Genomic DNA, 26994 nt, shown 5'->3' with positions numbered 1-26994 from the left:
CCATGCCCCGTACCGCGGCACCCCCGCTCCCTTCTCCCCCCGGCGACCGGCGGCGGACCAGCGCCAGCGTGGTGCTGCGGTCGGTGCTGGAGCACGGGCCGGTGGCCCGCTCCACCATCGCCCGGCTGACCGGCCTGTCCCCGGCCTCCGTCACCGACTACTGCGCCCGGTTCACCGAACTCGGCCTGATCCGGGAGGCGCAGGCGCCGCACCGGGCCGGCGGGGTGGGCCGGCCGCACGTTCCCGTGGACCTGGACGACTCGCGGTTCGTGGTCGGCGGGGTGCACGTGGCCGTGCCGTACACCACGGTCGCGCTGCTCGATCTGCGCGGACGGGTGCTCGTACGGCGGGAGTTGAAGCACCGGGAGACCGAGCCGCGCGGGGTGCTGGAGCGGGCCGCCGCCGGGCTGGCCGCGCTGCTCGACGGGGTGCCGGGCAGCCGGCCGCTGGGCGTCGGGGTCGCGGTCGGCGGCTGGGTGGACCGGGACTCCGGGACCGTCGTCGAGCACCCGCTGCTGGGCTGGCGCGAGGTGCCGGTGCGCGAACTGCTCGGCGCGGGCACCGGGCTGCCGGTCCATGTGGACGGGCACGCCCGGGCGTTGGTCAACGGGGAGCGGCTCTTCGGGCGGGCCCGGGGCAGCCGGAGCGTGCTGCACCTGTTCGTCGGGAACGTGGTCGACGCGGCCTTCGCCACCGGCGACGAGGTGCACCACGGTCCGCGCTCGCAGGCGGGCACGATCGCCCATCTCCCGGTGCCGGGCGGTACCGAGCCGTGCGGCTGCGGGCGCACCGGCTGTCTCCAGGTGGAGCTGAGCGAGCAGACGCTGGTGCGGCGGGCCCGGGCGGCCGGGGTCGTCGACGGCGCCAATCCGATGGACGTCCTCGCGGCGGCCGGCGCCGGTGATCCGGTGGCGGTGCGGCTGCTGGTGGAGCGGGCCCGGCTGACCGGGCGAGCGGCGGGGCTGCTCCTGGACGTCCTCAACCCGGAGAGCGTGGTGGTCACCGAGGTGGGCGTACTGCACCGCGAGGACTGCCTGGCCGCGCTGCGGGAGGCGGTCGGGCCTCAGCGGGCGGCCGTGGTCGCGCCGACCAGTTTCGGGGACCGGGTGCTGGCGGTGGCGGGCGGTTCGGTGGTCCTCGACGTGCTGTACCGGGACCCGTTGAGCGCGTCACCACGGCTTATTTAATTCAGAAACTCGGAATGTTGACAGCCGTCGTCCACGGCAAGGAACATCCTTCTCATGACCTGTCGCACCCTCTGTTGCTGACGTCTTGACGCGCCCCGAGCGCGCATTTCCCGCTGCGTGAGATCTTTCTTTCCGGCCTTCTGCCGCCGGGAATTCTCCCTGCCTTTCTGCTGCTTCTCAGCTGCTTTTCTCCCCGGAGCACTCCCATGCCTTCTGCGTCCTCCTCCGGCATCGACCGCCGGCTCTTCCTCACCTCGCTGCTCGGCGCCTCGGCGGCCGTGGCCGGGCTCAGCGGCTGCGCGGGCGGCACGGCCGCCGCCGAGACGGCGGGCGCGTCCACCGCCCCGCTGGCCGCCAAGGTCCCGGCCGGCACTAGCCTGAAGATCGCCTCCTATCTGAACACCCAGCAGTTGCAGTTCAAGCTGGCGAAACTGCCCGAGCTGCCGTTCACGGTGTCGAGCTGGCTGAACATCGGGGCCGGTCCCGACGTCATCAACGCGTTCCGCGCCAAGTCGCTGGACCTCGCGAACAACGCGGGAATTCCGCCGATCCAGGCGCAGTTCCAGGGTTTCGCGACGAAGATCGTGGCGATCAACATCACCCGCAAACCCAACTATCTGTTCGCGACGAAGCCCGGCAGCGACATCCGCACGGTCGCCGATTTCAAGGGCAAGAAGCTGGCGTTCTCGCAGGGGCAGGCCCAGGGGGTCGTGCTGCTGCGGGCACTGAAGGAGGCCGGGCTCGCCTACGACGACGTCCGGCTGGTCCCGCTGACCAGCAACCAGTTCTTCACCGCCCTGCAGTCCGGCCAGGTGGACGTGGCCCCGCTGGGCAACACCCAGGCGCCGGCCTATATCCAGCAGTACGGCGCGAAGGGCGCCCGCACGATCGCCACCGACGTCGTCGACCTGCTCAACCTGCTGTGGGCGCCGCAGGCGGTGCTGAACGACAAGGCCAAGGCGGCCGCGGTCGCCGCGTACATCCCGCAGTGGGCCAAGGGCCTGGTCTGGCAGTGGGAGAACCCGGACACCTGGAACGAGGAGTTCTACGTCAAGACCCAGAACCTGACCCTCGCCCAGGCCCAGGGCATCACGAAACTCGCCAACAAGCCGTTGTTCCCGCCCAGCTGGGACGAGGCGATCAAGTGGGAGCAGGAGACCGCCGATCTGCTGACGGAGGGCGGCTTCGTGAAGAAGACCGACGTCTCCTCGCTCTTCGACCACCGCTTCGAGTCCATCGCCGCGAAGGCCGTACCGGCGGAGTACCGGAAATGACCGCCGTGGCCACCGGCACCGTGCCGGTTCCCGTCGACGAGGAGGCCCGCCGGGTCCGCCCGCGCCGCCGCCTCTCCCCCGGCCGCCGGCTGCCCGCCGCCCGGCTGGCGGGACCCCTGGTCTTCCTCGCCGCCTGGGCGATCGCGTCCGCCGCCGGGCAGCTCGACCCGGGTGCCGTCCCGGCGCCCTGGACGGTCCTGGACACGGCGTACCACCTGTGGACCGCGGGGACGCTGCGCACCGACGTCCTGACCTCCGTGGAGCGGGCCGGGTACGGCTTCGCGATCGGGCTGACCGCCGGGGTGCTGCTGGCCCTGGCCTCCGGGCTCAGCCGGACCGGGGAGGCGCTGATCGACGGGACCGTGCAGATCAACCGGGCGATACCGACCCTCGGTCTGATCCCGCTGTTCATCCTCTGGCTGGGGATCGGCGAGACCTTCAAGATCGCCATCATCGCGATCGTCGTCTACATCCCGGTCTACCTGAACACGCATGCCGCGCTGTCCGCCATCGACAGCCGGTACGTCGAACTCGCCGAGGTCCTGGACCTGTCGAGGCTCCAGTTCGTCCGGCAGATCGTGATCCCCGGCGCGCTGCCCGGATTCTTCGTGGGACTCCGGCTCGGTGTCACCGGATCCTGGCTCGGCCTGGTCGTCCTGGAGCAGATCAACGCCACCAGCGGCCTCGGCTACATGATGTTCCAGGCCCAGAACTACGGCCGCAGCGACATCATCCTGGTCGGCCTGCTGATCTACGGCGTCTTCGGCCTCGTCTCCGACACCGTGGTCCGTGGCATCGAACGGAGGGTGCTGTCATGGCGCCGCACACTGAGCAGCTGACCCGTCCCGCCGTCCGGCTCCGGGGACTGACCCGGTCGTTCGGCGGCCGTACGGTCCTCGACGGCGTCGACCTGGACCTGCCCGCCGGGCAGTTCACCGCTCTGCTGGGACACAGCGGCTCCGGCAAGAGCACCCTGCTGCGGGCGGTCGCCGGACTCGACCACGGCGTCACCGGCAGCGGGGAACTCACCGCCCCGGAACGGGTGTCGGTGGTCTTCCAGGACTCGCGGCTGCTGCCCTGGCGCAGGGTGCTGGACAACGTGGTGCTGGGACTGGACGGCAAGGACGCCGACGCGAAGGGCCGCTCCGCGCTCGACGAGGTCGGTCTCGGCGGCCGGGAGCGGGCCTGGCCGGGTGAGCTGTCCGGCGGTGAGGCGCAGCGTGCCGCGCTCGCCCGCTCCCTGGTCCGCGAGCCCGAACTGCTCCTCGCCGACGAGCCGTTCGGGGCGCTCGACGCCCTCACCCGCATCAAGATGCACCACCTGCTGCGCGAGCTGTGGAAGCGGCACCGGCCGTCCGTGCTGCTCGTCACCCACGACGTCGACGAGGCGATCGTCCTCGCCGACCGCGTCCTGGTCCTGGAGAACGGCCGGATCGGCCTGGATCTGACCGTCGACCGCACCCAGCCCAGCGCCCTCTATCGGAAGCGGCTGCTCGCCGCCCTCGGTGTCACGGAGGACCCCGCATGACCCGCCCGCTCCACCTCAACGCCTTCCTCATGAACACCGGTCACCACGAGGCCTCCTGGCGCCTCCCGGAGAGCGACCCCTACGCGCACACCGACCTCGCGCACTACGTCCGGCTGGCCCGCACCGCCGAGCGCGGCACCTTCGACTCGCTCTTCCTCGCCGACGGCCCGCACCTGTGGGGCAGTGTCGAGCAGCGGCCCTCCGGGGCGCTCGAACCCCTCACCCTGCTCACCGCGCTGGCCACCGCCACCGAGCACATCGGCCTGATCGCCACCGCCTCCACCTCCTACAACTCCCCCTACAACCTGGCCCGCAGGTTCGCCTCCCTCGACATCGTCAGCGGCGGCCGGGCGGGCTGGAACATCGTCACCACCGCGGGGGCGGAGGCGGCCCGCAACTTCGGTCTGGACGCGGAGCCCGCGCACGCCGAGCGGTACGCCCGGGCCGCCGACTTCCTGGACGTGGCCCTGAAGCTCTGGGACAGCTGGGAGGACGACGCGATCGTCGCCGACAAGGCGGCCGGCGTCTGGGGCGACGACGCGAAGATCCACCCGCCCCGGCACCAGGGGCCGTACTTCAGTGTCGAGGGCGCCCTCAACGTGCCGCGCTCCCCGCAGGGTTACCCGCTGCTGGTGCAGGCGGGCTCCAGCGAGGACGGCAAGGCGTTCGCGGCCCGGTACGCCGAGGCGGTGTTCACCGCGCAGCAGACCATCGAGGACGCCCGCGCCTTCTACGCCGACCTCAAGGCCCGCACGGCCGCGGCCGGCCGGGACCCGGACCACATCAAGGTGCTGCCGGGCATCGTCCCGGTGATCGGCTCGACGGAGGCCGAGGCGCGGGCGAACGAGCGGCTCCTGGAGGACCACATCGTGCACCGGCACGGTGTCGACCGCCTGGAGCGGCTCCTGCAACTGGCCCCCGGCACCCTGGAACTGGACGCGCCGCTGCCCGCCGACCTGCCGTCCGAGGACGCCGTCGAAGGGGCCAAGAGCCGCTACACGCTGATCGTCGAACTCGCCCGCCGCGACCGGCTCACCGTACGGCAGCTGATCGGCCGGCTCGGCGGCGGCCGCGGCCATCTGACCTTCGCCGGGACGCCCGAGCAGATCGCCGACGCGATCGGGACCTGGTTCACCGAGGGCGCCGCCGACGGCTTCAACATCATGCCGCCGGTGCTGCCCTCCGGCCTGGAGGCCTTCGTCGACCACGTCGTACCGATCCTGCGCGCCCGCGGCCTGCTGCGCACGGAATACGGCCCGCGCCGGACCCTGCGGGAGCGCTACGGCCTGCCCCGCCCCGCCAACCAGTACGCCCCCGCACTCGTCTGAAAGGAATCACCATGTCCCTGGAGATCACCAAGGTCACCGCGAACATCGGCGCCCGGGTGTCCGGCGTCGACATCTCCCGGCCGCTCGGCGCGGAGACCGCCGCCGCGATCCGCGAGGCCCTCAGCACGCACAAGGCGCTCGTCTTCGACGACGTGAACCTCGACGACGACACCCAGCAGGCCTTCGTCCGGCACTTCGGCGAGGTCACCACCGCGCATCCGACGGTCTCCTCGATCGCCGGTGTCCCGAACGTCCTGCCGGTCGACAGCGAGCGCGGCCGGGCCGCCAACCACTGGCACACGGACGTGACCTTCGTCCTCAACCCGCCGCAGGCCACCACCCTGCGCTCGGTCACCGTCCCGCCGTACGGCGGCGAGACCCTGATCGCCAGCTCGGCCGCCGCCTACCGCCAACTGCCGGAACCGCTGCGCCAGTTGGCGGACACGCTGTGGGCGGAGCACACCAACGACTACGACTACGCCGTACCCGACGAGGAGATCGACGAGGAGCAGGCCGCCCAGCGCGCCCAGTTCACCTCGATCACGTACCGCACGGTCCACCCGGTGGTCCGCGTGCACCCGCTGACCGGTGAACGCGGCCTGTTCATCGGCGGCTTCGCGCAGCGGATCGCGGGCCTCTCGCCGTCCGAGTCCCGCAAGATCCTCGAGCTGCTCCAGGCGTACGTCACCCGGCCGGAGAACATCCTGCGCCACCGCTGGTCGCCGAACCAGCTGGTGATCTTCGACAACCGGATCACCCAGCACTACGCCATCGACAACTACGACGGCCTGCCGCGCCGGCTGCACCGGGTGACCCTCGCCGGTGACGTCCCGGTGGGCACCGAGGGCAAGGAGAGCTACTCGATCGCGGGCGACGCCTCGCACTACACCTCCGTGGCCGCGTGACCCCGGTGCGTTAGCAGGACGTCCGGATAGTGGGCGACCGCTCCCTGTGAGCGGAGCGGCCGCCCAGACTGTGGGCGTTTTTGCCCATCTCACGCATTGGACGAGCCGCGCCCATGCCGCACAGCACCACCCAGGTCGAGAAGCCGCCCGCACAGGGTGCCGACGCCTCGCTCTCCCACGGCCTCAAGCAGCGCCACCTGTCGATGATCGCCCTGGGAGGTGTCATCGGCGCGGGCCTGTTCGTGGGCTCCGGCGCGGCGATCGCCGCCGCCGGCCCGTCCGTCGTCGTCGCCTACGCCCTCTCCGGCCTGCTCGTGATGCTGGTGATGCGGATGCTGGGCGAGATGTCGGCCGCCCACCCGTCGTCGGGCTCCTTCTCGGCGCACGCCGAGCGGGCGATCGGCCCCTGGGCGGGCTTCACGGCCGGCTGGTCCTTCTGGGTCCTCCTCTGCACGGCCGTGGGCCTGGAGGGCATCGGCGCCGCGAAGATCGTGACCGGCTGGCTGCCGGGCACCCCGGAGTGGGCGTGGGTGGCCCTCTTCATGGCCGTCTTCTGTGTCACGAACCTGGCCGCGGTGCGCAACTTCGGCGAGTTCGAGTTCTGGTTCGCGGCGCTGAAGGTCGGCGCGATCGGCCTCTTCCTGGTCCTGGGCGTCCTGGCGATCGCCGGCGTGCTCCCGGGCACGGACTCCCCGGGCACCGCCCACCTCGCCGACTTCCTCCCGAACGGCGGCGAGGGCCTGATCGTCGGCCTGCTCGCCTCGGTCTTCGCCTACGGCGGCCTGGAGACGGTCACCATCGCGGCGGCCGAGTCGCAGGACCCGGTGCGGGGCGTGGCGAGCGCGGTCCGTACCGCCATGTGGCGCATCGCCCTCTTCTACATCGGCTCGATGGCGGTCATCGTCACCCTGGTCCCCTGGGACTCGAAGGAGGTCGTCGAGCAGGGCCCGTACGTCGCCGCCCTCGACCACCTGGGCATCCCCGGCGCCGGCCAGGTGATGAACGTGGTCGTCCTGGCCGCGCTGCTCTCCGCGATGAACGCCAACATCTACGGCTCCTCGCGCATCGCCTACTCCCTGGTGGAGCGCGGCCAGGGCCCCAAGGCACTGGGCAGGGTCTCCGCAGGCGTGCCGCGCCTCGCGGTCCTCACCTCCTGCGTCTTCGGTTTCGTCTGTGTCGTGCTCAGTTACTGGCGCCCGGACGACGTCTTCCCCTGGCTCCTCAACATGATCGGCGCGGTGATCCTGGTCGTCTGGATCTTCATCGCCGTCTCCCAGCTGCTGCTCCGCCGCCGTCTGGAGCGGGAGGAGCGGGAGACCCCGCAGCAGCTAGTCGTCCGCATGTGGGCGTTCCCGTATCTGACGTGGCTGGCGCTGGCCGGCATGACCGCGGTCTTCGTCCTGATGGCCCGCGAGGCGGACACCCGGGTGCAGCTGTACTCCACGGGCGGGATGACCGCCGTACTCGCGGCGGCCGGGTACCTCCGGCAGCGGCGGCGCGCCGGCGGCTGACCCCGCCCTCTTCCCGCGAGGCCCTCACGTGACGACACGTGGGGGCCTTGTTTCTTGCCCGCACCAGGCTTCTTGTTGCTAACGTGTAGTTGCAAGCCTTTTGCAATAAGAGGTCCGGAGGGGACTCACGCCCATGCCCGTGTACACGCTTCCCGAACTGCCCTACGACTACTCCGCGCTCGCGCCCGTGATCAGCCCCGAGATCATCGAGCTGCACCACGACAAGCACCACGCGGCCTACGTGAAGGGCGCCAACGACACGCTGGAGCAGCTCGCGGAGGCACGGGACACGGACAGCTGGGGCTCGGTCAACGGCCTGGAGAAGAACCTGGCCTTCCACCTGTCCGGCCACATCCTGCACAGCATCTACTGGCGGAACATGACCGGCCCGAAGGACGGCGGCGGCGAGCCGCTGGCGGCCGACGGCGTGGGCGACCTGGCCGACGCGATCACCGAGTCCTTCGGCTCCTTCGCCGGCTTCAAGGCCCAGCTCACCAAGGCCGCCGCGACCACCCAGGGCTCCGGCTGGGGCGTCCTCGCCCACGAGGCGCTGAGCGGCCGCCTGGTCGTCGAGCAGGTCTACGACCACCAGGGCAACGTCGGCCAGGGCTCCACCCCGATCCTGGTCTTCGACGCCTGGGAGCACGCCTTCTACCTGCAGTACCGGAACCAGAAGGTCGACTTCATCGACGCCATGTGGGCGGTCGTCAACTGGCAGGACGTGGCCCGCCGTTACGAGGCGGCGAAGTCCCGCGCGGATGTGCTGCTGCTGGCTCCCTGAGCCACCGGTGCGCCCTGCCTCGTGATCGTCTTCTCACCGCTCACGAGGGCAGGCGGAAGAAAGGAAGCCCCCGCGAGTGGGGGTACCCCCTCTGGGGGAGTGACTCGCGGGGGCTCTCCCGTAAGGGCTCGCGGCCGAGGCGGGCGCGATCGGGTCTACAGGTTGCTGAAGTCGGGGCCCTTGGTGCGGGTCCGCTTGATCTCGTAGAAGCCGGGGACGGAGGCGACCGCGAGGGTGCCGTCCCACAGGCGGGCCGCCTCCTCGCCCTTGGGGGCGGGGGTGACGACCGGGCCGAAGAAGGCGATCTGCTCGCCGTCCGCGCCGGGGACCGCGATGACCGGGGTGCCGACGTCCTGGCCGACCTTGTCGATGCCCTCCTTGTGGGAGGCACGCAGCTCGGCGTCGAACTCGAAGTCCTCCTGCTCGGCGTAGTCGATCAGGTCGGCGGGCAGACCGACGTCCGCGAGGGCGCCGGCGACGGCCTCGAGGGTCGGGCCCTCGCCGTTGTTGTGGATACGGGTGCCGAGCGCGGTGTACAGCGGACCGAGGACGTCGGCGCCGTGCTTCTGCCAGGCCGCGGTGACCACGCGGATCGGCTTCCACGCCTTGGTCTCCAGCAGCTCGCGGTACTCCTCGGGCAGCTCGTCCAGCCTGGGCTCGTTGAGCACGGCCAGGCTCATGATGTGCCAGCGGACCTCGATGTCCCGGACCTTCTCGACCTCCAGCACCCACCGGGACGTCATCCAGGCCCAGGGGCAGAGCGGGTCGAACCAGAAGTCGACAGGGGTCTTGCCGGAACTCGTCAGGGTCTCGGACATGGCTCTCCTCGGAATACGGTCCTTTTCCAGCCGCAACACCGCCATCGGTCACCCCATTCCCGGGTCCCCCCGGTCAGGGGCGCATGGGAGGATCGGTGCTGTTCCGGCGTACCGACAACGATGAGGGAGTGCCGCCCGTGCCCGGTGAGAATCTGTCCCGCGACGAGGCCCGGGAGCGGGCCGCCCTGCTGTCGGTGGACGGCTACGAGGTGTCACTGGACGTGCGGTCGGCCGTCGGCGAGGGCCAGGGCGAGCCGCGCACCTTCCGCTCGGTGACCACGATCCGCTTCCGCTGCAACGAGCCGGGCGCGTCGAGCTTCGCCGACCTGATCGCGCCGGGCGTGACCGCGGTGACGCTGAACGGCAAGGACCTCGACCCGGGCGAGGTCTTCGACGGCACCCGGATCGCGCTGGAGGACCTGGCCGCGGAGAACGAGCTGGTGGTGGACGCCCGGTGCGCCTACTCCCGCACCGGCGAGGGCCTGCACCGCTTCGTCGACCCCGAGGACGGCGAGGTCTACCTCTACACGCAGTACGAGCCGGCCGACTCCCGCCGGGTCTTCGCGGGCTTCGAGCAGCCGGACCTCAAAGCGCCGTTCCGCTTCGAGGTGCGGGCGCCCGAGGAGTGGACGGTGTGGAGCAACGGGGCGGGTGAACTCGCCGACGGGGTCTGGCGGTTCGCGGAGACGAAGCCGATCTCGACGTACATCACGTGCGTGGTGGCCGGCCCCTACCACTACGTGACGGACACGTACTCCCGCACGCTCCCCGACGGGACGACGCTGGAGATCCCGCTCGGCGCGATGTGCCGCAAGGGCCTGGCGCCCTACTTCGACGCGGACGACGTCTTCCTGATCACCAGGCAGGGCCTGGACTTCTTCCACGACCACTTCGACTACCCGTACCCGTTCGGGAAGTACGACCAGGCGTTCGTGCCCGAGTACAACCTCGGCGCGATGGAGAACCCGGGTCTGGTGACGTTCCGGGAGGAGTACATCTTCCGGGGCAAGGTGACGCAGGCGTCGTACGAGGCGCGGGCCAACGTCATCCTGCACGAGATGGCGCACATGTGGTTCGGTGACCTGGTCACCATGGTGTGGTGGGACGACCTGTGGCTGAAGGAGTCCTTCGCGGACTTCATGGGCGCCTTCGCCAACGTCAACGCGACCCGTTTCAGCAACGCCTGGACCACCTTCGCCAACCGCCGCAAGGCCTGGGCCTACCGCGCCGACCAGCTGCCCTCCACGCACCCCGTCACGGCCGACATCCGCGACCTCCAGGACGCCAAGCTCAACTTCGACGGCATCACCTACGCCAAGGGCGCCTCCGTCCTCAAGCAGCTGGTGGCGTACGTCGGCCAGGACGCGTTCCTGGAGGGCGCCCGCCGCTACTTCAAGCGCCACGCGTACGGCAACACGCGCCTCGGTGACCTGCTGTCGGTCCTGGCGGAGACCAGCGGCCGGGACATGAGCGCCTGGGCGCGATCCTGGCTGCAGACGGCGGGGGTGAACTCGCTGACCCCGCAGGTGCTGCTCGACGGCGAGGGCCGGGTGGCCGAACTGGCCGTGGTGCAGGAGGCGCCCGGCCCCGCTCATCAGCCGGCTCCGCCGGCGGGCACCCCCGAGCTGCGCCCGCACCGGGTCGCGATCGGCCTGTACCGCCTGTCGGACGGCCGTCTGGAGCGGTACGCGCGCGTGGAGGTGGACGTCGACGGCCCGCGCACGGTGATCGCCGACCTGGCGGGCGCCGAGGCCCCGGACCTGGTCCTGGTCAACGACGACGACCTCACCTACTGCAAGACCCGCCTCGACGACACCTCACTGGCGACGCTCCGGGACCACCTGGGTGCCCTGACCGACCCGCTCGCCCGTGCCCTGTGCTGGTCGGCGCTGTGGAACCTGACCCGGGACGCGCTGCTGCCGGCCCGGGACTTCGTCGACCTGGTGCTGCGGTTCGCGAGCCGCGAGTCGGACATCGGGGTGCTGCAGATGCTGCACGCGTGGGCGAACACGGCGCTGGACGGCTATGTGGCGCCCGAGTGGCGGGAGACGGCCGGGCGGCGGCTCGCCGAGGGCGCCCTGCGGGAGCTGCGGCAGGCCGAGCCGGGCAGTGAGCACCAGCTGGCCTGGGCGCGGTTCTTCGCGTCGACGGCGGCGGACGGGGCCGACTTCCGGCTGCTCCAGGAGCTGCTGTCGGGCACGGCCACGATCGACGGCCTGGACGTCGACCAGGAGCTGCGCTGGGCGTTCCTGGAGCCCCTCGCCGCGCACGGCGTGGCCGACGAGTCCGCGCTGGCGGCCGAACTGGCCCGCGACGACACCGCGTCCGGCAGGCGCCACCAGGTGCGCTGCCTGGCCGCCCGGCCCTCGGCGGCCGTGAAGGCGCAGGCCTGGGCGCAGGTGGTGGAGTCGGAGGCGCTGTCCAACGCGCTGGTGGAGGCGACGATCGCGGGCTTCGCCCAGCCGTCCCGGCGGGACCTGCTGGCGCCCTACGCGGAGAAGTACTTCGAGGTCATCGCACGGATCTGGGAGGACCGCTCGATCCAGATCGGCATGGACGTGGTCCGGGGCCTGTACCCCTCGCTCCAGGACCGCCCGGAGACGCTGGAGGCGACGGACGCCTGGCTGGCGGCAAACGCCGACGCGCCGCCGGCACTGCGCCGGCTGGTCCTGGAGGCCCGCGACGACCTGGCCCGGGCGCTGCGCGCACAGGACCGCGACGCGAGGGCCGCCACCGCCTGACCTTTGGCCTTGGGTTCCCCGCCGGGTGACCGTTACGGAATTCATTCCATCATGGCCGTAACCCCTGGTCCGCACCCGTTCGGACCAGGGGTTTTCGCCTCCTACTCGGCACTCGAACACCTGGCCTTTAGCACCGTGTTGTCCGCATTCTTCAACAGGAACGTAACAGCGGTTAAGGTGCAGACCGGACACGGGAATCTCCGGTCCATGACCCACAACACCCCACTCTCCCCCCGCCCTCTCCGTCACCTCTCCGACGTCCACCGGCGGGTGCTGACGACGGCTCAGCTCCGCTCCCACGGCGTCCCGGCCACCGAGATCGCCGAGCAGAGCCGGGCGGGCGGCCCCTGGCAGCAACTGCTCCCCGGCGTGATCCTGCTCCACCCCGGCCCGCCGACCAGCGAGGAACGCCTCCACGGAGCGCTGCTGTTCGCCGCCCGCGAGCCGGCCCCCGGCGTCCCCACCCAGCCGGGCGCCGACTCCCCGCACCGCGCGGTCTACCCGGAGGCGATGATCACGGGTCTGGCCGCGCTGACCCTCCACGGCTTCTCCTCCACCCCGCCGCTCCTCTCCCTGGACCACGTGGACGTCCTGGTCCCGCGCCTGCGCCGGATCCGCTCCACCTCCTACGTCCGGGTGCTGCGCACCCCGGCCCTGCCGACCCCCGAGCCGGTGACGGGCCTGCCCGTCGCCCCGGTCCCCCGCGCCCTCGCGGACGCGGTGGCGGACCTGACCGACGCGCAGGCGGTACGCCGGCTGCTGACGGAGGCGGTACGCGGCCACCACTGCGAACCGGCCGCGGTGGTACGGGCGTTGAACGAGGCGAAGCTGCTGTCCCGCCCGCATGTGGTCGACGCCGTCGACTCGCTGGTCGCCGAGGGCCGGGCCATCGCCGAGGACCGCCTCTACCGGATGGTCCGCGAGTACGGTCTCCCCGACCCGGTGTGGAACGTGGACCTGCGCCTCCCCGGCGGCCCCCACCTGGGCGGCCTGGACGCCTACTGGCCCGAGCAGGCCGTCGCCGTCGAACTGGACACCCGCGCACCGCGGCAGGGCCACCGGCAGGACGACGACGCCCTGTGGTCCGAATACGCCCGCAAGCGCGAGCACCTGGAGCGGCTGGGCATCACCGTCGTCCACCTCACCCCGAAGAAGCTCCGCGACACGATGGAGCAGCAGGCGGCGGTGCTCCGTACGGCACTGATGGCGGCCGACGACCGGGATCCGGCCGAGTATGTCGTGGTGCTGCCCCGGTAACGAAGGGGGACCGCGGAGGGGAGCGGAGGGGCCGTCGGTTCGGAGGGGAACCGACGGCCCCTCCTCGACGGGGCGGGCTACGCACGGTGGGCGGGAGCCAGCCCCTGTGCGGCGAGGTGGGCGTCGACCTCTCGCACGCCGCCGGACCACCGGCGGTGCTCACGCGGGTCGTTCGGGTGCTTCGCGTACATCTGCCGCAGAGCCGGGGCCAGTTCACTGGTGGCGGTGGCGTCGTGCAGGCGCCGCCATTCGGTGAAGGCCCGCTCCAGGCAGAGCCGGGTCCGTGCGGTGTCCTTCCGGGGCGGATCGGCATGGAAGCGGGCCGCGCTCAGCCACAGGCGCACGGCGAGGCGGCCGTCGCCGGTGAGGTGCGCGACGTGGGCCCGGACCTCGATCCAGTGCGTCGCTTCGGCCGACCTGACGCCGTACGCACGGACGGCGTGGTTCTCCGACCGCCGGATGGTGTTCTCCGCCTCGGCGAGTCTGCCCAGCCGGGCGTCGCGCCAGATGCCGTCGTAGACGTCGTCGGCCGGAGCCGCCGCCAGGATCGGGTGCTGCAGCAGCGTGTGGAGGCCGGACCTGCCGTGGCCCGGCAGGTCCGTCGCGGACGGCGCACTCCGTGCGTCTCCGATCACCACGACGACCACTCCGAGCATGATCATGACGAGTCCGGGCCAGGCGGCACCGACGGGCAACTGCCCCAGCCAGAGCCAGCCGACCAGCGCCGCCATCGGTGCCTCCAACAGCAGCAGCACGCTGACCGCGGTCGCCGGCGCCCGGCCGAGGGCGAAGTTCAGTGAGAAGAGACCCAGGAGCTGCGGCAGCAGGAGCAGGCCCAGCAGGGCGAACCAGGCATGCGCGGTGAAGGTGACCGGCGAGGTCCCCGTGACCAGGCACAGCAGCAGCATCTCGACGGTGCACACCGAGAAGCACAGCACCGAGTACATCGGTGTGCTGACGTCGGGCCTGGCCTTCTCGCTCAGCGCGGTGTAGGCGGCCAGCGCGACGGCACCGGCGAGAGCGAGGACGTCCCCGGTCACCGCCCGCGCGCCGGTGCCGAGGTCGGCGCCGCTCGCGACCATGGCGCCCGCCACCGACACCGCCAGCCCCGTCCACGCCGCCCGGGACAGGCGCCTGCCCTGCGCGGTCGCGATGAGGGCCTGCCACACCGGCTGGGTGGCCACCAGCCCGGTGGCCATCGCCACGCTGGTCAGCTGGGCGCCGGTCATGAAGGTGGCGAAGTGGGCGGCCAGCGCCGTCCCCGCGCCCAGCCCGAACAGCACCGCCCGGCGCTGCTCCTTGCGGACCAGGCCGCGCTCCCCGCTGAACACCCGGTGCACCTCACGGCGCCGCGCCAGCAGGAAGGCCGGTCCGAGGGTCAACAGGCCGAGGGCGTTGCGGCCGAACGCCAGCGCGAACGCGGGAGCCGCGGCGTAGGCGGTCAGGGGGGCGGTGGCGGAAAAGGCAAGGACGGTGACCAGGACGGCGGCACCGGAGACAGCGTCCAGTTTCGTACGCATGGTGGTGGATGAACCTCGGGTGGGGCGGCGGGCGCGGGGCCGCGTCGACGCGGGCGCGGATGCTCACCGCTTCCCTTCGCGGGGAGCCGATGTGCGCTGCCAGCACACCAGGGCCGCGTCCGCGGATCATTGCCGTACACACCCCAAGCCCGGGTACAGCAGGCTGTACCGACTCCGCCGCCCGCCACCACATAGGCGGCCGGCCGGGACTCCGAGAGCCCCGGCGGTCCCGCCCTCCTACTGCTCGCTGACGCCCGGGCGCAGTTCGTCGCGCACGTCGCCGGCGATACGCGCGAGCAGGTCGGCGTACGCGGCGATCATCCGGGTACGGCTGAACTTCTCGCGGCTCGCGAGCAGCGCCGGTGCGAAGGCGTCCCGTTCGGCCACCGCCGCCGACCAGGCGAAGGCGATCGCGTCGGGGTCGAAGGGCGTCACCAGCCCGTGCCCCTCGACGATCGACGCGCTGTCGCCGACGTCCGTCGTGACCGGTACGGCGCCGCACATCATGCCCTCGATGAGGCAGAGCGGCGCGGCCTCCCCGGAGACGGAGGTGAGGGCGACGACGTCGGAGCCGGCGTAGACGGCCTCCATGTCGTGCCGTACGCCGAGGAGGTGCACGCGGTCGCCGAGGGCGGCCCGGTCGGCGCCGAAGGCGATCTCCATGTCGGCCCACAGGGCCGGGTTGTCCTCGGTCATCCCGGCACCGCACATGACCACGTGGCCACCGCCCTCGCGGGCCAGCCAGGCGCGGGCCGCCCGCAGGAAGAGCGGCACGTTCTTCATGCCGGCGTACCGGGCGGCGAAGACGACGACGGGGGCGGTGGCCGGGATCCCGGCGGACTCGCGGAACGCGAGGCGCACCGCCGCGTCCGGGCGGAAGCGGAGCAGGTCGACCCCGTTCGGGATGACGTGCAGCAGCTCACCCGGGATGCCGGCCGCCTCGTACGCGTCCCGCGTCGACTCGGCGCAGCACACGCACGCCACGACCTTGCCGTCCGCGATGGCGGTCTTCAGCTCGTCCAGCGCCGGGCCCTGGTTCTCCGGGTCGGACCGGTGCAGGCAGACGACGACGGGACGACGGGGCAGCCCGGCCTGGTTGAGGAGCGCGAGCGGCTGTTCCTTCAGGGAGAGGATGACGTCCGCACCGGCCATCGCCCGCGCGGTATCGGCCAGCTCGGGCCCGCTGAAAACCGACGCCGCGACCGTGCCGTCGACGAGGCCCGCGGTGCGGCCGAGGGAGGTGACGTCGATGCCACCGGTGGTGAGCGCGCGGTAGCAGGCGTCGTCCTCCATCCGTTGTGTGGTGGCTTCTCGGTGGACCTCACCGTGCAGACTCAGCACCCGATGCCACTGCTGGCCGCCTTCTACCAGGCCCAGCAGCACATCACTGTGCACGATCCGGGCTCCCCCGGAGAAAAACCCCTCGTAGACCGAGAGGACACGAAGTCCGAGCCGAGCGTCCACACGACCACCTGCCTTGCACCAGATCGAGCCATCCCCGGGAACCTCGGGTTAGCCGATATGAGGCGGTACGGACGTTTCATTCGGATGAACGGTATGTCTCGTATCGGAGTCCGATTCATTTACACGGCGAGTATCGGGACCCTCACCCTCGGCATCCTCCGAAAACCCTCGCTGTCACCCTTCTGACCTGCGGTTTTACCGGACCCTGTCGGGGTGGCGGGAGGTGCGGGGCCACCCCGGCCGACGGCAAAAAATCGGCAAGCGCGCCACCCGAACGTACGACGGTGTCAGCGACGGCTGCGGCGGGCGTTGAGCCGGGCGGCCCGGCGGGTCAGATGGTCGCGCTCGGCGAGGTCGGTCGCCTTCCGGGCCGCCTCGGCGTACAGCCGTGCCGCGGTCACCGGGTCGCCGTCGCGTTCGTGGAGGTAGGCCTCGGCCGCGGTGTGCCGGGGCAGGGCGGGGTCGAGCGCCGCGAGCGCGGCCAGGCCGGCCCGGGGGCCGTCGGCCTCGCCCACGGCGACCGCGCGGTTGAGCCGGACCACCGGGCTGTCGGTCAGGCGGGCGAGCTCGTCGTACCACTCGACGATCTGCACCCAGTCGGTCTCCGCGGCGGCGGGCGCGTCCGCGTGCAGGGCGGCGATCGCGGCCTGGGCCTGGAACTCTCCGAGGCGGTCGCGGGCGAGGGCCGCCTGGAGGATCCCGACGCCCTCGGCGATCAGGCGGGTGTCCCAGCGGCTCCGGTCCTGCTCGGCGAGCGGCACCAGGCTGCCGTCGGGTGCGGTGCGGGCGGCGCGGCGGGCGTGGTGGAGCAGCATGAGGGCGAGCAGCCCGGCCACCTCGGGGTGGCCGACCCGGGCCGCGAGCTGCCGGGTGAGCCGGATGGCCTCGGCGGCGAGGTCGACGTCGCCGGAGTAGCCCTCGTTGAAGACGAGGTAGAGGACGCGCAGCACGGTGGCGACGTCGCCGGCCTGGTCGAACCGTACGCCGGAGACGGTGCGCTTGGCCCGGCTGATGCGCTGCGCCATGGTCGCCTCGGGCACCAGGTAGGCCTGGGCGATCTGCCGGGTGGTGAGTCCGCCGACGGCACGCAGGGTGAGCGCGACCGCGGAGGACGGGGTGAGGGAGGGGTGGGCGCACAGGAAGTACAGCTGGAGCGTGTCGTCCAGCGCGGGCGCCGGCCCGGGGGCCGGCTCGTCGTCGACGAGGTCCTCGCGATGGCGGCGGGCGGCGTCCGCCCGGGTCGCGTCGAGGAACCTGCGCCAGGCCACGGTGACCAGCCAGCCCTTCGCATCGCGCGGCGGGTCGGCGGGCCACACCCGGACCGCCTCGACGAGTGCGTCCTGTACGGCGTCCTCGGCCGCCGCGAAGTCGGCTCCGCGGCGGACGAGGATCCCGAGCACGCTCGGTGTGAGGCTCCGGAGCAGAGCCTCGTTCACTTCCGAGGTCATTCCGTGACCGTGGGGTGCACTCCGTAGCACGGGCGCAGCTCCAGCCACTCGTGGATCGGCCTGCCCCCGGCCCCGGGGGCGGCCGACAGCTCCCCCGCCAGCTCGACGGCACGCTCGTGGCTGTCGACGTCGATGATCATCCAGCCGGCGATGAGGTCCTTGGTCTCCGCGAACGGTCCGTCGGTGACCGGCGGGCGCCCCTCACCGTCGTAGCGGACCCACATCCCCCCGGGGGCGAGTGCCTGCTCGCCGACGAACTCGCCGGTCTTCTCCAGCCGGGCCGCGAAGTCGTTCATGTACTGGATGTGCGCCGTGATCTCCTCGGGCGCCCACTGGTCCATGGGTACGTCGTTGACCGATGCCGGGGCGCCCCGGTAGTGCTTGAGCAGCAGGTACTTGGCCATGATGGTTCTCCTCGGTGCTCGTGCGACCCATTGTGGCCGCGCTCACCCCTGGGACGGAGCCGGCCGCGCGTTCTCGACATCGCCGCCGGAGGTTTTTTTCCGAGCGCCCGCAAAAAGGCGCTCAGTCCCCGCAGAACTCCGCGTCGAGGACCGCGCCCGGGTCGCCCGCCCAGTCGCCGTTGAAGTTCACGGCCAGCGCGTGGCGGCCGTCGGCGGTGGTGACCGCTGTGGAGGCGGAGCCGTGGATACCGCCGTCGTGGCCCCAGACGTGGACACCGCAGGAGAGGGTGTGGTCGATCAGGCCGAGGCCGTAGGCGCTGTTGGAGGCGCCGGGGACGGGGACCGTGGTCTTCATCTCCTTCAGCTGCCGCGGGGCGAGGAGCTTCCCGCGGAGCAGGGCCTCGTAGAAGCGGGTCAGGTCGGCGCCGGTGGAGACCAGCTCGCCGGCGGAGGAGGCCATGGAGGGGTTGAGGGCGGTGACGTCGTAGGTCGGGCCGTCCGGGTCGGTCAGTTTCGAGTAGGCGCGGCTGCTCGGGTGCGGGAGCGTGGTGCGGGTGCCGGGGAGGGACGTGCCGGTGAGGTGGAGGGGCCGGATCACCCGGTCGGTGATCTCCTCGGCGTAGGAGCGGCCCGTCACCGCCTTGATCACCATGCCGGCCAGGATGTAGTTCGTGTTGGAGTAGGCCCAGCTCGTGCCCGGTGCGAAGGCCGGCTTGTGCTTCATCGCGATCGCGACCAGCCCGGCGGGCGCCAGCGTGTCGTAGCGGTGCTGGAAGAAGCCGTCCTTCGTGAAGTACGTGCGGCCGAAGTCGTCGTCCGCCGTGTAGTTGAAGATGCCGCTGGTGTGGTTGAGGAGCTGGCGGACGGTGACACGGCGGCCGTCGTTGCCCTGGCCGGCCACCACGCCCGGCAGCCACCTGTCCACCGTGTCGTCCAGGGACAGGCGGCCCTCCGCCTCCAGCTGGAGCAGCACGGTGGCGACGAAGGTCTTCGTGATGCTGCCGACCCGGTAGCGGTCGGAGGCGGAGCGCGGGGCGCCGGTCCGGGCATCGCCCACCCCGGCCGTCGTCGACCAGGTGCCGTGCGGGTCACGGGCCGTGGCCGTCACCCCGGGTACGCCTGCCTCGACCGCGGCCCGCACCGCCTTGCGGGTGGCCTGGTGGCCGGCGGCGGGTGCCGCCACCGCCGGTGCCGCCAGTGCCGCGGTCAGGGCCGCCGCCGTGGCCGCCATGAGTGCCGTACGTACGAACATGTCTCTCCCCCGGTCGGGTCACCGGTCGGGTCACCGGTCGGGGGAAGGGACACCGTCGTGATCGGAGAGGTTGCCCGGCTGTGGGCCGGTTGGGTGAGTTTCAGCCCTTCTTCAGGACCAGCTCGGTGTTCCGGTCCACGGCGTCCCCGCCCAGGACCTTGCTGGAACCGGGGGCGTTGAAGGCCAGTTCGCGGTAGAGGGCCGCGAGGCCGGTCTGGGAGAGGTCGGAGAAGTCCGTGCGGTGCGGGGCCGCCGACTCGATCAGCGTGGTGAAGAGCGAGACCGTGCCGTCCTTGTTGTCCGCCAGCTCCACGACCCGGGCGAGCTGCGGGTAGTCGACGTGCGAGGCGGTGGTGATCTCCCAGAAGGAGTTGCCGTTCGAGGCCTTGTGCGGGGTGATGAGGTTGCGGTGGATGTGGCCGTTCACCCAGGCGAGCACATTGGCGTGCCGGTTGAGGAGGGTGACCAGCTCGGCGCCCGAGTGGCGGCGGTCGCCCGGGTGGGCCGGGTCGGGGCGGGTGTTGGTCATCGTCTGGCTGGTGTGGTGGCTGAAGACGACCGCGTAGGAGTCCTTGTTCTCCCGCAGGGTCTTCTCCAGCCAGGCCAGTTGGGCCGTTCCGATCGATCCGTCGTAGTGGCCGCCGGCGTCCGTCGTGTCGAGGCTGATACCGATGACGTCGTCGGAGATACGGAAGGCGTAGTACTGGGTGCCCGCGGCCAGGTTCGCGGAGGAGTAGCCGTGGCCGACCGGGCCGACGCCCTGGTAGGCCGGGTCCAGGTGGGCCTTGAGGTAGTCCGACGCCGTGTAGGGGGCGCGCTTCTCGTCCGGCGTGACCGAGCGCATGGAACGGGCGTGGGCCTTGAGGAAGTCGCGGTAGCCGCTGCCCCTGGGGTCCTGGGCCGTGCGGATGGAGTCCTGGAGCTTCCTGGCCTCGGCGTCGGTCACCGTCATCAGCTTCTGGCCGGCGACCGCGGCCGCGGCGAGGTAGGGGTCGGCGTGGGAGCCGAAGCAGCCGAGCGGCAGGGCGTCGTGGTTGCCGACGGTGGAGTACCAGGGGAGGTTGAGGCCGGGGCTGTTCACCTCGCGGATAGCGGCGGCGAGGAAGCCGGCGAGGTGCGGGAAGCCGAGCGCCTTGTCGTTGTCGCGGGCCGTGGCGGAGGCCTGCCAGTAGAGCTTGAGGCCGCTGTTCTGCACGCCCTCGTAGTGCTTGGGGTCACCGCTGTTGGGGGTGATCCGGCCGCCGCTCATCACCTTCATGAACCACTCCAGCTCGGAGTGGGCGTTGTTGTCGGTGTTGTCGCCGGTCGTCATCACGAAGTGCAGCGGGGAGCCGGTGACCGGGGCGCCGCGCAGCGCGTTCACGCGCTCGACGAGGGAGATCGCGCCGGGCACGGTGAGCGCCTCGTGGGGGCGCCAGGCGTGCGGGTCGTGGGCGCGCAGGTATTCCAGGCGCAGCGGGTGCTGGACGTCCATCAGGTGCAGGTCGGTGAACTGCACGAACGCGGCGAGGGCGGTACGGCGGCCGGCCCGCCCGGACTTGGCGGCGGCCAGGTCGGAGCGGAGCATGCGTGACCAGCCGGCGCCGTCGCCGAGCCGCCGGTACCCGGAGTCGGTGCGGGGCGCGGCGACGCCGGCGAGGGTGGTGCCCTTGGTGTACGGCGCGAGGGGGGCCGCGGCGGCCCTGCGGCCCTCGGCGACCGGTTCCTGCTCCTCGGTCGCGGCGGGCGCGGCCTGGCTGTCGGTGGGGCGCAGGGCGTAGCCGACGCCCGCGGAGAGCGAGACGGCTCCGGCGGCGGCGAGCACGGTACGGCGGTTGATCTCCAGTGCCTCGCGGCCCTTGTGGGCCGCGGAGGTGGCGACTGAGCGTATGCGCGACATGGCGCGGTCTCCCCGAGTACGAACGCGTCCGACAGTGGTCGCGGGCGATCGCTTCCGCGAACTTCCCGCTCACTCTGGATCGTTGGCACCGGGGATGGCCTGCGCGTGAACGCGGCGGCAACGTGCAGCGCCGATCACCGTACGTGGATCAGGTGAGGTGGGGACCGGCCATGGAGCGGATTGCGGGCGTCCGGGGGACGGTTACTCCGCGTTCATCTGCCGGGGTAGGGGAGGGACTCCGGCGCTTACGACTGCTACGACAGCTCTTCGGCAAACCGCCCCGCCGCCGGCCGCTCCCGCCACAGCCGCAGGGCGACATCGACCAGCGGGACGTGCCTCAGCGCCGGTACGGCGTCCAGGTCCTGCCAGGCGGCCATGTCGGTGGAGCCGCCGATCTCGTTGCGCAGTTCGCCGCCGGTGATCTCACCGGTGTAGACGATCCGCACGCTGTGGTGGTCGGTGGGGAGGCGCAGCGGGCCCTCGGCGGCGAAGTGGCGCCGGTAGGAGTCGATGCCCAGCAGTCCGGTCACCTCGATGCGGTAGCCGGTCTCCTCCATGAGCTCGCGGCGGACCGTGTCGTACGGGTCCTCGCCGTGCTCCATGCCGCCGCCGGGCAGGACCCACTCGGGGATGCCGTCGTCGTCGGGTGACCTGGCGAGCAGGATCTGTCCGTCGCGGACGCACACGGCGTAGGCCGCCACCCTCAGCTTCTCGCGCACAGGGGCACGTTAGGGCGCCGGGGCGCGCCGGGCCACCGGGTTTCCGCGACAGGACCGGGGGGTGGCCACGGGATGACCGGGGGTTTTCCCCATACGTTCATATCGATTCGGTCAACGTTCTCAAAAGGCCGTTTTCTTGGGGAAAGCTGTGCGCCAATGCGCCGGTACTTGACCAAGTTCCGGGCGCCCCATGCTCGTTCCTTTACCTACAAGGGATGCAGATGACCCTCGCCCCCCAGCACGACCCGATACCGGGCCACAGACGCCTGGGCCGGATAGCCGTCGCCGTCGGTGTGGTGGCCGCTCTCTCGGCCGCCGGGCCGATACCCCTGGCCGCCGCCGCGACCCCGTCCCCGGCCCCCGCCACCGCCACCGCGGAGGCCAAGTCGGCCCACGACAAGCTCGGTTCGGACGACGCCGCACTGCTCGCCGAGGCCAAGGCCGACGGCACCAAGAACGTCACCATGATGATCGCGACCGCGCCGGGGCAGACCGAAAAGGTCGCCCAGGAGCTGGACGGCGTCGAGGGCGGCTCGGTGGGCCGTACGTACGACAAGGTCGGCTATGTCCGCGCCACCGTGCCGACCGGCCGGGCGGACTCGGCGATCGCCGCCGCCGCGAAGCTGTCCTCGGTGCACGCGATCGACCTGCGCCAGGAGATCCAGCTCGACGACCCGGCGGTGTCGGACACCGCCAAGCCGGCCAAGGCCGCGAAGACCTACCCGGCGCCGAACAGGAACACCCCCGCCGAGAACCCGTACAACCCCTCCTTCGAGACGGGCGCCGTCGACTTCGTCAAGGAGCACCCGAAGGCGGACGGCCGGGGCATCACCATCGGCATCCTGGACTCCGGCGTCGACCTCGGCCACCCCGCGCTGCAGAAGACCACCACGGGCGAGCGGAAGATCGTCGACTGGGTGACCTCGACCGACCCGGTCAACGACGGCGACGGCACCTGGCGGCGGATGACCGCCCCGGCCTTGGGCCCGGCGTTCTCCATCACCACGGCCACCCAGGGCACGGAGACGTTCAAGGCGCCCCAGGGCTCGTACAGGTTCAACTACATGTACGAGTCCGACACCACCGGTGGCGACATGAAGGGCGACCTGAACCGCGACGGCGACACCACCGACGCCTGGGGTGTGCTGTACGACGCGGCCGCCGGCACCGTGCGCGTCGACACCGACGACGACCGGGACTTCACCGACGACGTGCCGATGAAGCCGTACAAGGACGGCTACCAGATCGGCTACTTCGGTACGGACGACCCGGCCACGGACGTCGTCGAGCGCATCCCGTTCGTCGTCGAGATCCGCAAGGACGTCGTCTACAACGCGGCCGGCGCCAAGGCCGACTACGTCAACATCGGCGTCATCGAGTCCGAGCACGGCACCCACGTCGCCGGCATCACCGCCGCCAACGGCCTGTTCGGCGGCAAGATGAACGGCGCGGCTCCCGGCGCGAAGATCGTCTCCTCCCGGGCCTGCACCTGGACCGGCGGCTGCACCAACGTCGCCCTCACCGAGGGCATGATCGACCTGGTCGCCAACCGGGGCGTCGACATCGTCAACATGTCGATCGGCGGCCTCCCGGCGCTGAACGACGGCAACAACGCCCGTGCGGAGCTGTACACCCGGCTCATCGACACCTACGGCGTGCAGCTGGTCATCTCGGCCGGCAACGAGGGCCCCGGCGTCAACACCATCGGCGACCCCGGGCTCGCCGACAAGGTGATCTCGGTCGGCGCGGCCATCTCCAAGGAGACCTGGGCCGCCAACTACGGCTCCCAGGTGACGACCAAGTACCAGCTGCTCCCCTTCTCCTCGCGCGGCCCGCGCGAGGACGGCGGCTTCACGCCGACCCTGGTCGCTCCGGGCGCCGCGATCAACACCACCCAGACCTGGCTGCCGGGCTCCCCGGTCGCCGAGGCGGGCTACTCGCTGCCGGCCGGCTACTCCATGCTCCAGGGCACCTCGATGGCGTCCCCGCAGGCTGCGGGAGCCTCCGCGCTGCTGCTGAGCGCGGCCGAGGAGAAGGGCATCGCCCTCTCCCCCGCCGACCTGCGCACGGCCCTCACCTCGACCGCCGACCACATCAAGGACGTGCAGGCGTACGAGGAGGGCGCGGGCCGGATCAACATCGTCGACGCGTGGGAGTCCATCCGCGACCACGCCACCGCGCACGACTACGCGGTCAAGGCCCCCGTCGACACCGCGATCGACTACGCGCTGAAGACCCCGGGCTACGGCACAGGGCTGTACGACCGTGAGGGCGGCCTGAAGGCCGGCCAGAAGAAGACGTACGACGTCACGATCACCCGTACCTCCGGTGCGGACAAGGCGGTCCGGCACGAGCTGCACCTCGAGAACAACGCCGGGCACACCTTCAAGATCCTCGGCTCGGACGAGGTGAACCTGCCGCTGAACCAGCCGGTGACGGTCAAGGTGCAGGCGAAGCCGAAGAGCGCGGGCGTCAAGTCCGCGATCCTCGAGGTCGACGACCCGAGGACCGAGGGCGTCGACAAGCAGATCCTGACGACGGTCGTGGTCTCCACCCCCGTCGACTACACCTACTCCACCGCGGGTTCGGTGCAGCGCAACAGCTCCACGTCGTACTTCGTGACCGTGCCCGAGGGCGCCACCTCCCTCGAGGTCGCGATGAGCGGGCTCGCCGACAAGAGCCAGACGCGGTTCATCTCCATCCACCCGTACGGCGTCGCGGTCGACGAGTCCGGTACCCCGTACTGCTACAACAACTACCTCGACGGCAACGGCTGCAAGCCGGACGTCCGTTCGTACGCCGACCCGCAGGCCGGGGTCTGGGAGATCGAGGTCGAGGCGCGCCGCACCTCGCCGCTGCTCGACAACCCCTACAAGCTGGGCGTCACCGTGCTCGGCGCGGCCTTCGACCCGGAGACCGTGACCGTGCCCGAGGCCAAGGTCGGCACTCCGGTCACCGCCTCCTGGAAGGTGACCAACGGTTTCGCCGCCCTCGACGGCAAGCTGGTCGGCGGCCCGCTCGGCTCCTCGAAGTCGGCCCGTCCGTCCATCACGGAGGGCGCGACGCAGACCACCACGGTGACCGTGCCCGCGGGCGCCAAGTCGCTGGACGTGGCCATCGGCGGTGTCTCCGACAATGCCGCCGACCTCGACCTGACCGTGTACGACGCGAGCGGCAAGCAGGTCGGGCTGTCCGCCGACGGCGACTCGGAGGAGGCGGTGTCCATCGCCTCGCCGGCCGCCGGCACCTACACCATCGCAGTGGTCGGCTACTCGGTCCCGTCCGGCTCCACGGACTACGACTACCGGGACGTGTTCTACTCCGCCGCGCTCGGCAGCGTCACGGTCGACGACTCGACTCCGGTCAAGCTCGGCACCGGCGCCTCGGCCGCGGTGACCGGGCAGGTCACGGCGGCCGCGGCGGCCCCCGAGGGACGTGAGTTCTTCGGCGAGGTTCAGCTGGTCAACGCGCGCGGCACGGTCGCGGGCACCGGCAGCGTGAAGATCGAGAAGGTCCTTCCGTAAGAAGTCGGGTGCTGAGGCGGGCGTCCTTCGGGGCGCCCGCCTCTTCATGTGCCCGGGCAGGTCATCGTCCGGGAATCGGGCAGGTCCCGCACGATCCAGGCGCGCTCCTGCGCGATCCGGGCCTCGCCGACGGCGGACAGGTCGGCCACGGTCCGGCCGCGAGTGACGCCGACCAGCAGCCGGGCGCCCGCGCGGATCCGGGCGTCGGACTCGACGACGACGTCGACCTCTCCGGCGGTCTTCGCGGGTTTGTAGGCGTGGGTCACGCGCAGGGTGACGCGTTCCGTGCCGGTGTCCGGGAGCTGCCGTACGCCGGTGACGGTGCCCTCGGCCACCAGCCGGGCGCAGGCCAGATAGGCGGGCCCGGCGCCGGACGGGGTGGACTTCGCACCCGAAGCGCTGTCGGCCGCCTGACCGGCGCTGCTGTCGGACGCCGCCCCGCTCGGGCCGTGCACCGCCAGCCAGCCGAAGCCGAGCACGACCGAGGCGAACGCGGCGGCGAGGGCGCCGGCGATCCCGAGGGCGCGCAGGCGGGGGTGCCGCCGGGGACGCGGCCGGGGCCGGGCCAAGGGGCGGGGCGCCGGCCGGGGGTCGGCGAGGGCGTCCCCGATCAGGCCGAGCCGCTCGCGCAGGACCGCGGCATCCGCGGCGGCCGCCCGGTACTCGGCCATGAAGGCGGGGTCGGCGCGCTGTGCGTCGCTCGGTTCCGCGTCCATGAGTACGGCCAGCAGGGCGTCGTCGCCGTCGTGACGCTCGTCTCCGGCGGTCTGTCCGGCGGTCATGTCACACCACCTCGTCCTCGTGCAGGCGGGCGCGCAGGGCGCGTACCGCCGTGTGCAGCCGGCTCTTGACCGTGCCCTCGGGGATGCCGAGTTCCTCGGCTATCCCGCGCACCGGCAGGTCGGCGTAGAAGCGCAGGACGAGGACCTGGCGCTGGGCGTCCGGCAGTTCGTCCAGGCCGCGGGCGACGGCGACGGAGAGCAGGCTGGTGTCCTCGCCGGAGGTGTGGTCGGGGATGCGGAGGGCGGCCAGCCGTTCCCCGATGCGTTCCTGGCGGCGCTTGGCGCGGTGCCAGTCCATGGCGAGGTTGGAGGCGACCACCGCCACCCACGCCGAGACGTCCCGCGGTGCCTCCTGGCCGCTCGCGGCCCGCTCCAGCAGCCGCAGGCGGACCTGCTGTACCCCGTCCAGCAGGTCCGCCTGCGGTACGCCGCCCAGCGCGAGCACCGCCCGCACCCGGCGCTCCTGGGCCGCGTCCAGCGGATCACCGTGCTCGTCCCCCTGGACCCGGCGGGCCTTTCTGCGCAGCACAACCCACCCCCCTCACCGCGTTTCCCCTACGACGCCGCAGCCCCCGGAAACGTTCGGGCGGCGCCGGGAAATCTTTTCCGAGGCGCACGTCACACCGGCGCGCCGCGCAGCACAGCTTGCGGCACAAGGGCCACGGAGAGCTA

21 protein-coding genes are annotated in these 26994 nt (G+C 71.8%); 11 read left to right on the top strand and 10 right to left on the bottom strand.

Translation table 11 applies throughout. The annotated features are described in order from the left end of the window. The first annotated feature begins 2 nt into the window (after window positions 1–2). The 8 genes from ACFWXC_RS34630 (at window position 3) to ACFWXC_RS34595 (ending at window position 8514) form a co-directional block, all read left to right on the top strand. Window positions 3–1187 (top strand): ROK family protein, encoded by a 1185-nt coding sequence (locus tag ACFWXC_RS34630; RefSeq protein WP_384484905.1) that lies wholly within the window; start codon window positions 3–5, stop codon window positions 1185–1187. Window positions 1188–1393: 206 nt separating this feature from the next. Continuing rightward, window positions 1394–2461: an ABC transporter substrate-binding protein gene (locus ACFWXC_RS34625; protein WP_384484903.1), complete on the top strand. Its 1068-nt coding sequence runs from the start codon at window positions 1394–1396 to the stop codon at window positions 2459–2461. Further along, window positions 2458–3300: an ABC transporter permease gene (locus tag ACFWXC_RS34620; protein WP_384484901.1), complete on the top strand. Its 843-nt coding sequence runs from the start codon at window positions 2458–2460 to the stop codon at window positions 3298–3300. Before ACFWXC_RS34625 ends, ACFWXC_RS34620 begins: the two co-directional genes overlap by 4 nt. Continuing rightward, complete coding sequence (locus ACFWXC_RS34615; RefSeq protein WP_384484899.1) at window positions 3276–3989, top strand: ABC transporter ATP-binding protein; 714 nt, start codon at window positions 3276–3278, stop codon at window positions 3987–3989. The genes ACFWXC_RS34620 and ACFWXC_RS34615 overlap by 25 nt, the downstream gene beginning before the upstream one ends. Continuing rightward, window positions 3986–5317: an LLM class flavin-dependent oxidoreductase gene (locus tag ACFWXC_RS34610; RefSeq protein ID WP_384484897.1), complete on the top strand. Its 1332-nt coding sequence runs from the start codon at window positions 3986–3988 to the stop codon at window positions 5315–5317. The genes ACFWXC_RS34615 and ACFWXC_RS34610 overlap by 4 nt, the downstream gene beginning before the upstream one ends. Before the next feature lie 11 nt (window positions 5318–5328). Then, entirely contained in the window at window positions 5329–6222 is an 894-nt protein-coding gene (locus tag ACFWXC_RS34605; protein WP_384484895.1) for a TauD/TfdA dioxygenase family protein, read from the top strand. A 113-nt stretch (window positions 6223–6335) separates the two neighbouring features. Continuing rightward, entirely contained in the window at window positions 6336–7733 is a 1398-nt protein-coding gene (locus ACFWXC_RS34600) for an amino acid permease (RefSeq protein WP_384484893.1), read from the top strand. A 133-nt stretch (window positions 7734–7866) separates the two neighbouring features. Beyond that, complete coding sequence (locus tag ACFWXC_RS34595) at window positions 7867–8514, top strand: superoxide dismutase (RefSeq protein ID WP_384484891.1); 648 nt, start codon at window positions 7867–7869, stop codon at window positions 8512–8514. A 155-nt stretch (window positions 8515–8669) separates the two neighbouring features. Here ACFWXC_RS34595 and ACFWXC_RS34590 read toward each other — a convergent pair whose 3' ends face one another. Then, window positions 8670–9332 carry a DsbA family protein gene (locus ACFWXC_RS34590; RefSeq protein ID WP_384484889.1) on the bottom strand — a complete coding sequence of 221 codons (663 nt, stop codon included), beginning with the start codon at window positions 9330–9332 and terminating at the stop codon, window positions 8670–8672. A gap of 137 nt (window positions 9333–9469) precedes the next feature. Here ACFWXC_RS34590 and pepN point away from each other — a divergent pair, with 137 nt between their 5' ends. Further along, entirely contained in the window at window positions 9470–12073 is a 2604-nt protein-coding gene (pepN, locus tag ACFWXC_RS34585) for an aminopeptidase N (protein WP_384484887.1), read from the top strand. A 207-nt stretch (window positions 12074–12280) separates the two neighbouring features. After that, window positions 12281–13330, top strand: coding sequence for a hypothetical protein (locus tag ACFWXC_RS34580; protein WP_384484885.1), 1050 nt, complete (start codon window positions 12281–12283; stop codon window positions 13328–13330). 77 nt (window positions 13331–13407) lie between these two features. Here ACFWXC_RS34580 and ACFWXC_RS34575 read toward each other — a convergent pair whose 3' ends face one another. From ACFWXC_RS34575 to ACFWXC_RS34545, 7 genes are all read right to left on the bottom strand, one after another. After that, entirely contained in the window at window positions 13408–14850 is a 1443-nt protein-coding gene (locus tag ACFWXC_RS34575; RefSeq protein ID WP_384484883.1) for a DMT family transporter, read from the bottom strand. A 237-nt stretch (window positions 14851–15087) separates the two neighbouring features. Beyond that, entirely contained in the window at window positions 15088–16314 is a 1227-nt protein-coding gene (locus ACFWXC_RS34570) for a glycosyltransferase (protein WP_384484881.1), read from the bottom strand. 287 nt (window positions 16315–16601) lie between these two features. After that, entirely contained in the window at window positions 16602–17750 is a 1149-nt protein-coding gene (locus ACFWXC_RS34565) for an RNA polymerase sigma factor (RefSeq protein WP_384484996.1), read from the bottom strand. 8 nt (window positions 17751–17758) lie between these two features. Next, window positions 17759–18166: a YciI family protein gene (locus ACFWXC_RS34560; protein WP_384484879.1), complete on the bottom strand. Its 408-nt coding sequence runs from the start codon at window positions 18164–18166 to the stop codon at window positions 17759–17761. A 121-nt stretch (window positions 18167–18287) separates the two neighbouring features. Continuing rightward, a complete protein-coding gene (locus ACFWXC_RS34555; RefSeq protein WP_384484877.1) occupies window positions 18288–19418 on the bottom strand; it encodes a serine hydrolase domain-containing protein in 1131 nt (376 codons plus the stop codon). Window positions 19419–19518: 100 nt separating this feature from the next. Continuing rightward, on the bottom strand, window positions 19519–21297 hold the full coding sequence (locus ACFWXC_RS34550) for a TIGR03767 family metallophosphoesterase (protein WP_384484875.1): 1779 nt from the start codon (window positions 21295–21297) through the stop codon (window positions 19519–19521). A 254-nt stretch (window positions 21298–21551) separates the two neighbouring features. Beyond that, a complete protein-coding gene (locus ACFWXC_RS34545) occupies window positions 21552–22016 on the bottom strand; it encodes an NUDIX hydrolase (protein WP_384484873.1) in 465 nt (154 codons plus the stop codon). Window positions 22017–22237: 221 nt separating this feature from the next. Here ACFWXC_RS34545 and ACFWXC_RS34540 point away from each other — a divergent pair, with 221 nt between their 5' ends. Next, window positions 22238–25540: a S8 family serine peptidase gene (locus tag ACFWXC_RS34540; RefSeq protein ID WP_384484871.1), complete on the top strand. Its 3303-nt coding sequence runs from the start codon at window positions 22238–22240 to the stop codon at window positions 25538–25540. Between the two features lie 44 nt (window positions 25541–25584). Here ACFWXC_RS34540 and ACFWXC_RS34535 read toward each other — a convergent pair whose 3' ends face one another. After that, complete coding sequence (locus ACFWXC_RS34535) at window positions 25585–26322, bottom strand: hypothetical protein (protein ID WP_384484869.1); 738 nt, start codon at window positions 26320–26322, stop codon at window positions 25585–25587. 1 nt (window position 26323) lies between these two features. After that, entirely contained in the window at window positions 26324–26851 is a 528-nt protein-coding gene (locus ACFWXC_RS34530; protein ID WP_384484867.1) for an RNA polymerase sigma factor, read from the bottom strand. Between the last annotated feature and the right edge of the window lie 143 nt (window positions 26852–26994).

It is taken from the genome of Streptomyces sp. NPDC058683, assembly GCF_042716195.1.
GTDB lineage: Bacteria > Actinomycetota > Actinomycetes > Streptomycetales > Streptomycetaceae > Streptomyces.
Note: the sequence above shows the minus strand (reverse complement) of the source record. Positions and strands in the feature narration are given on the sequence as shown.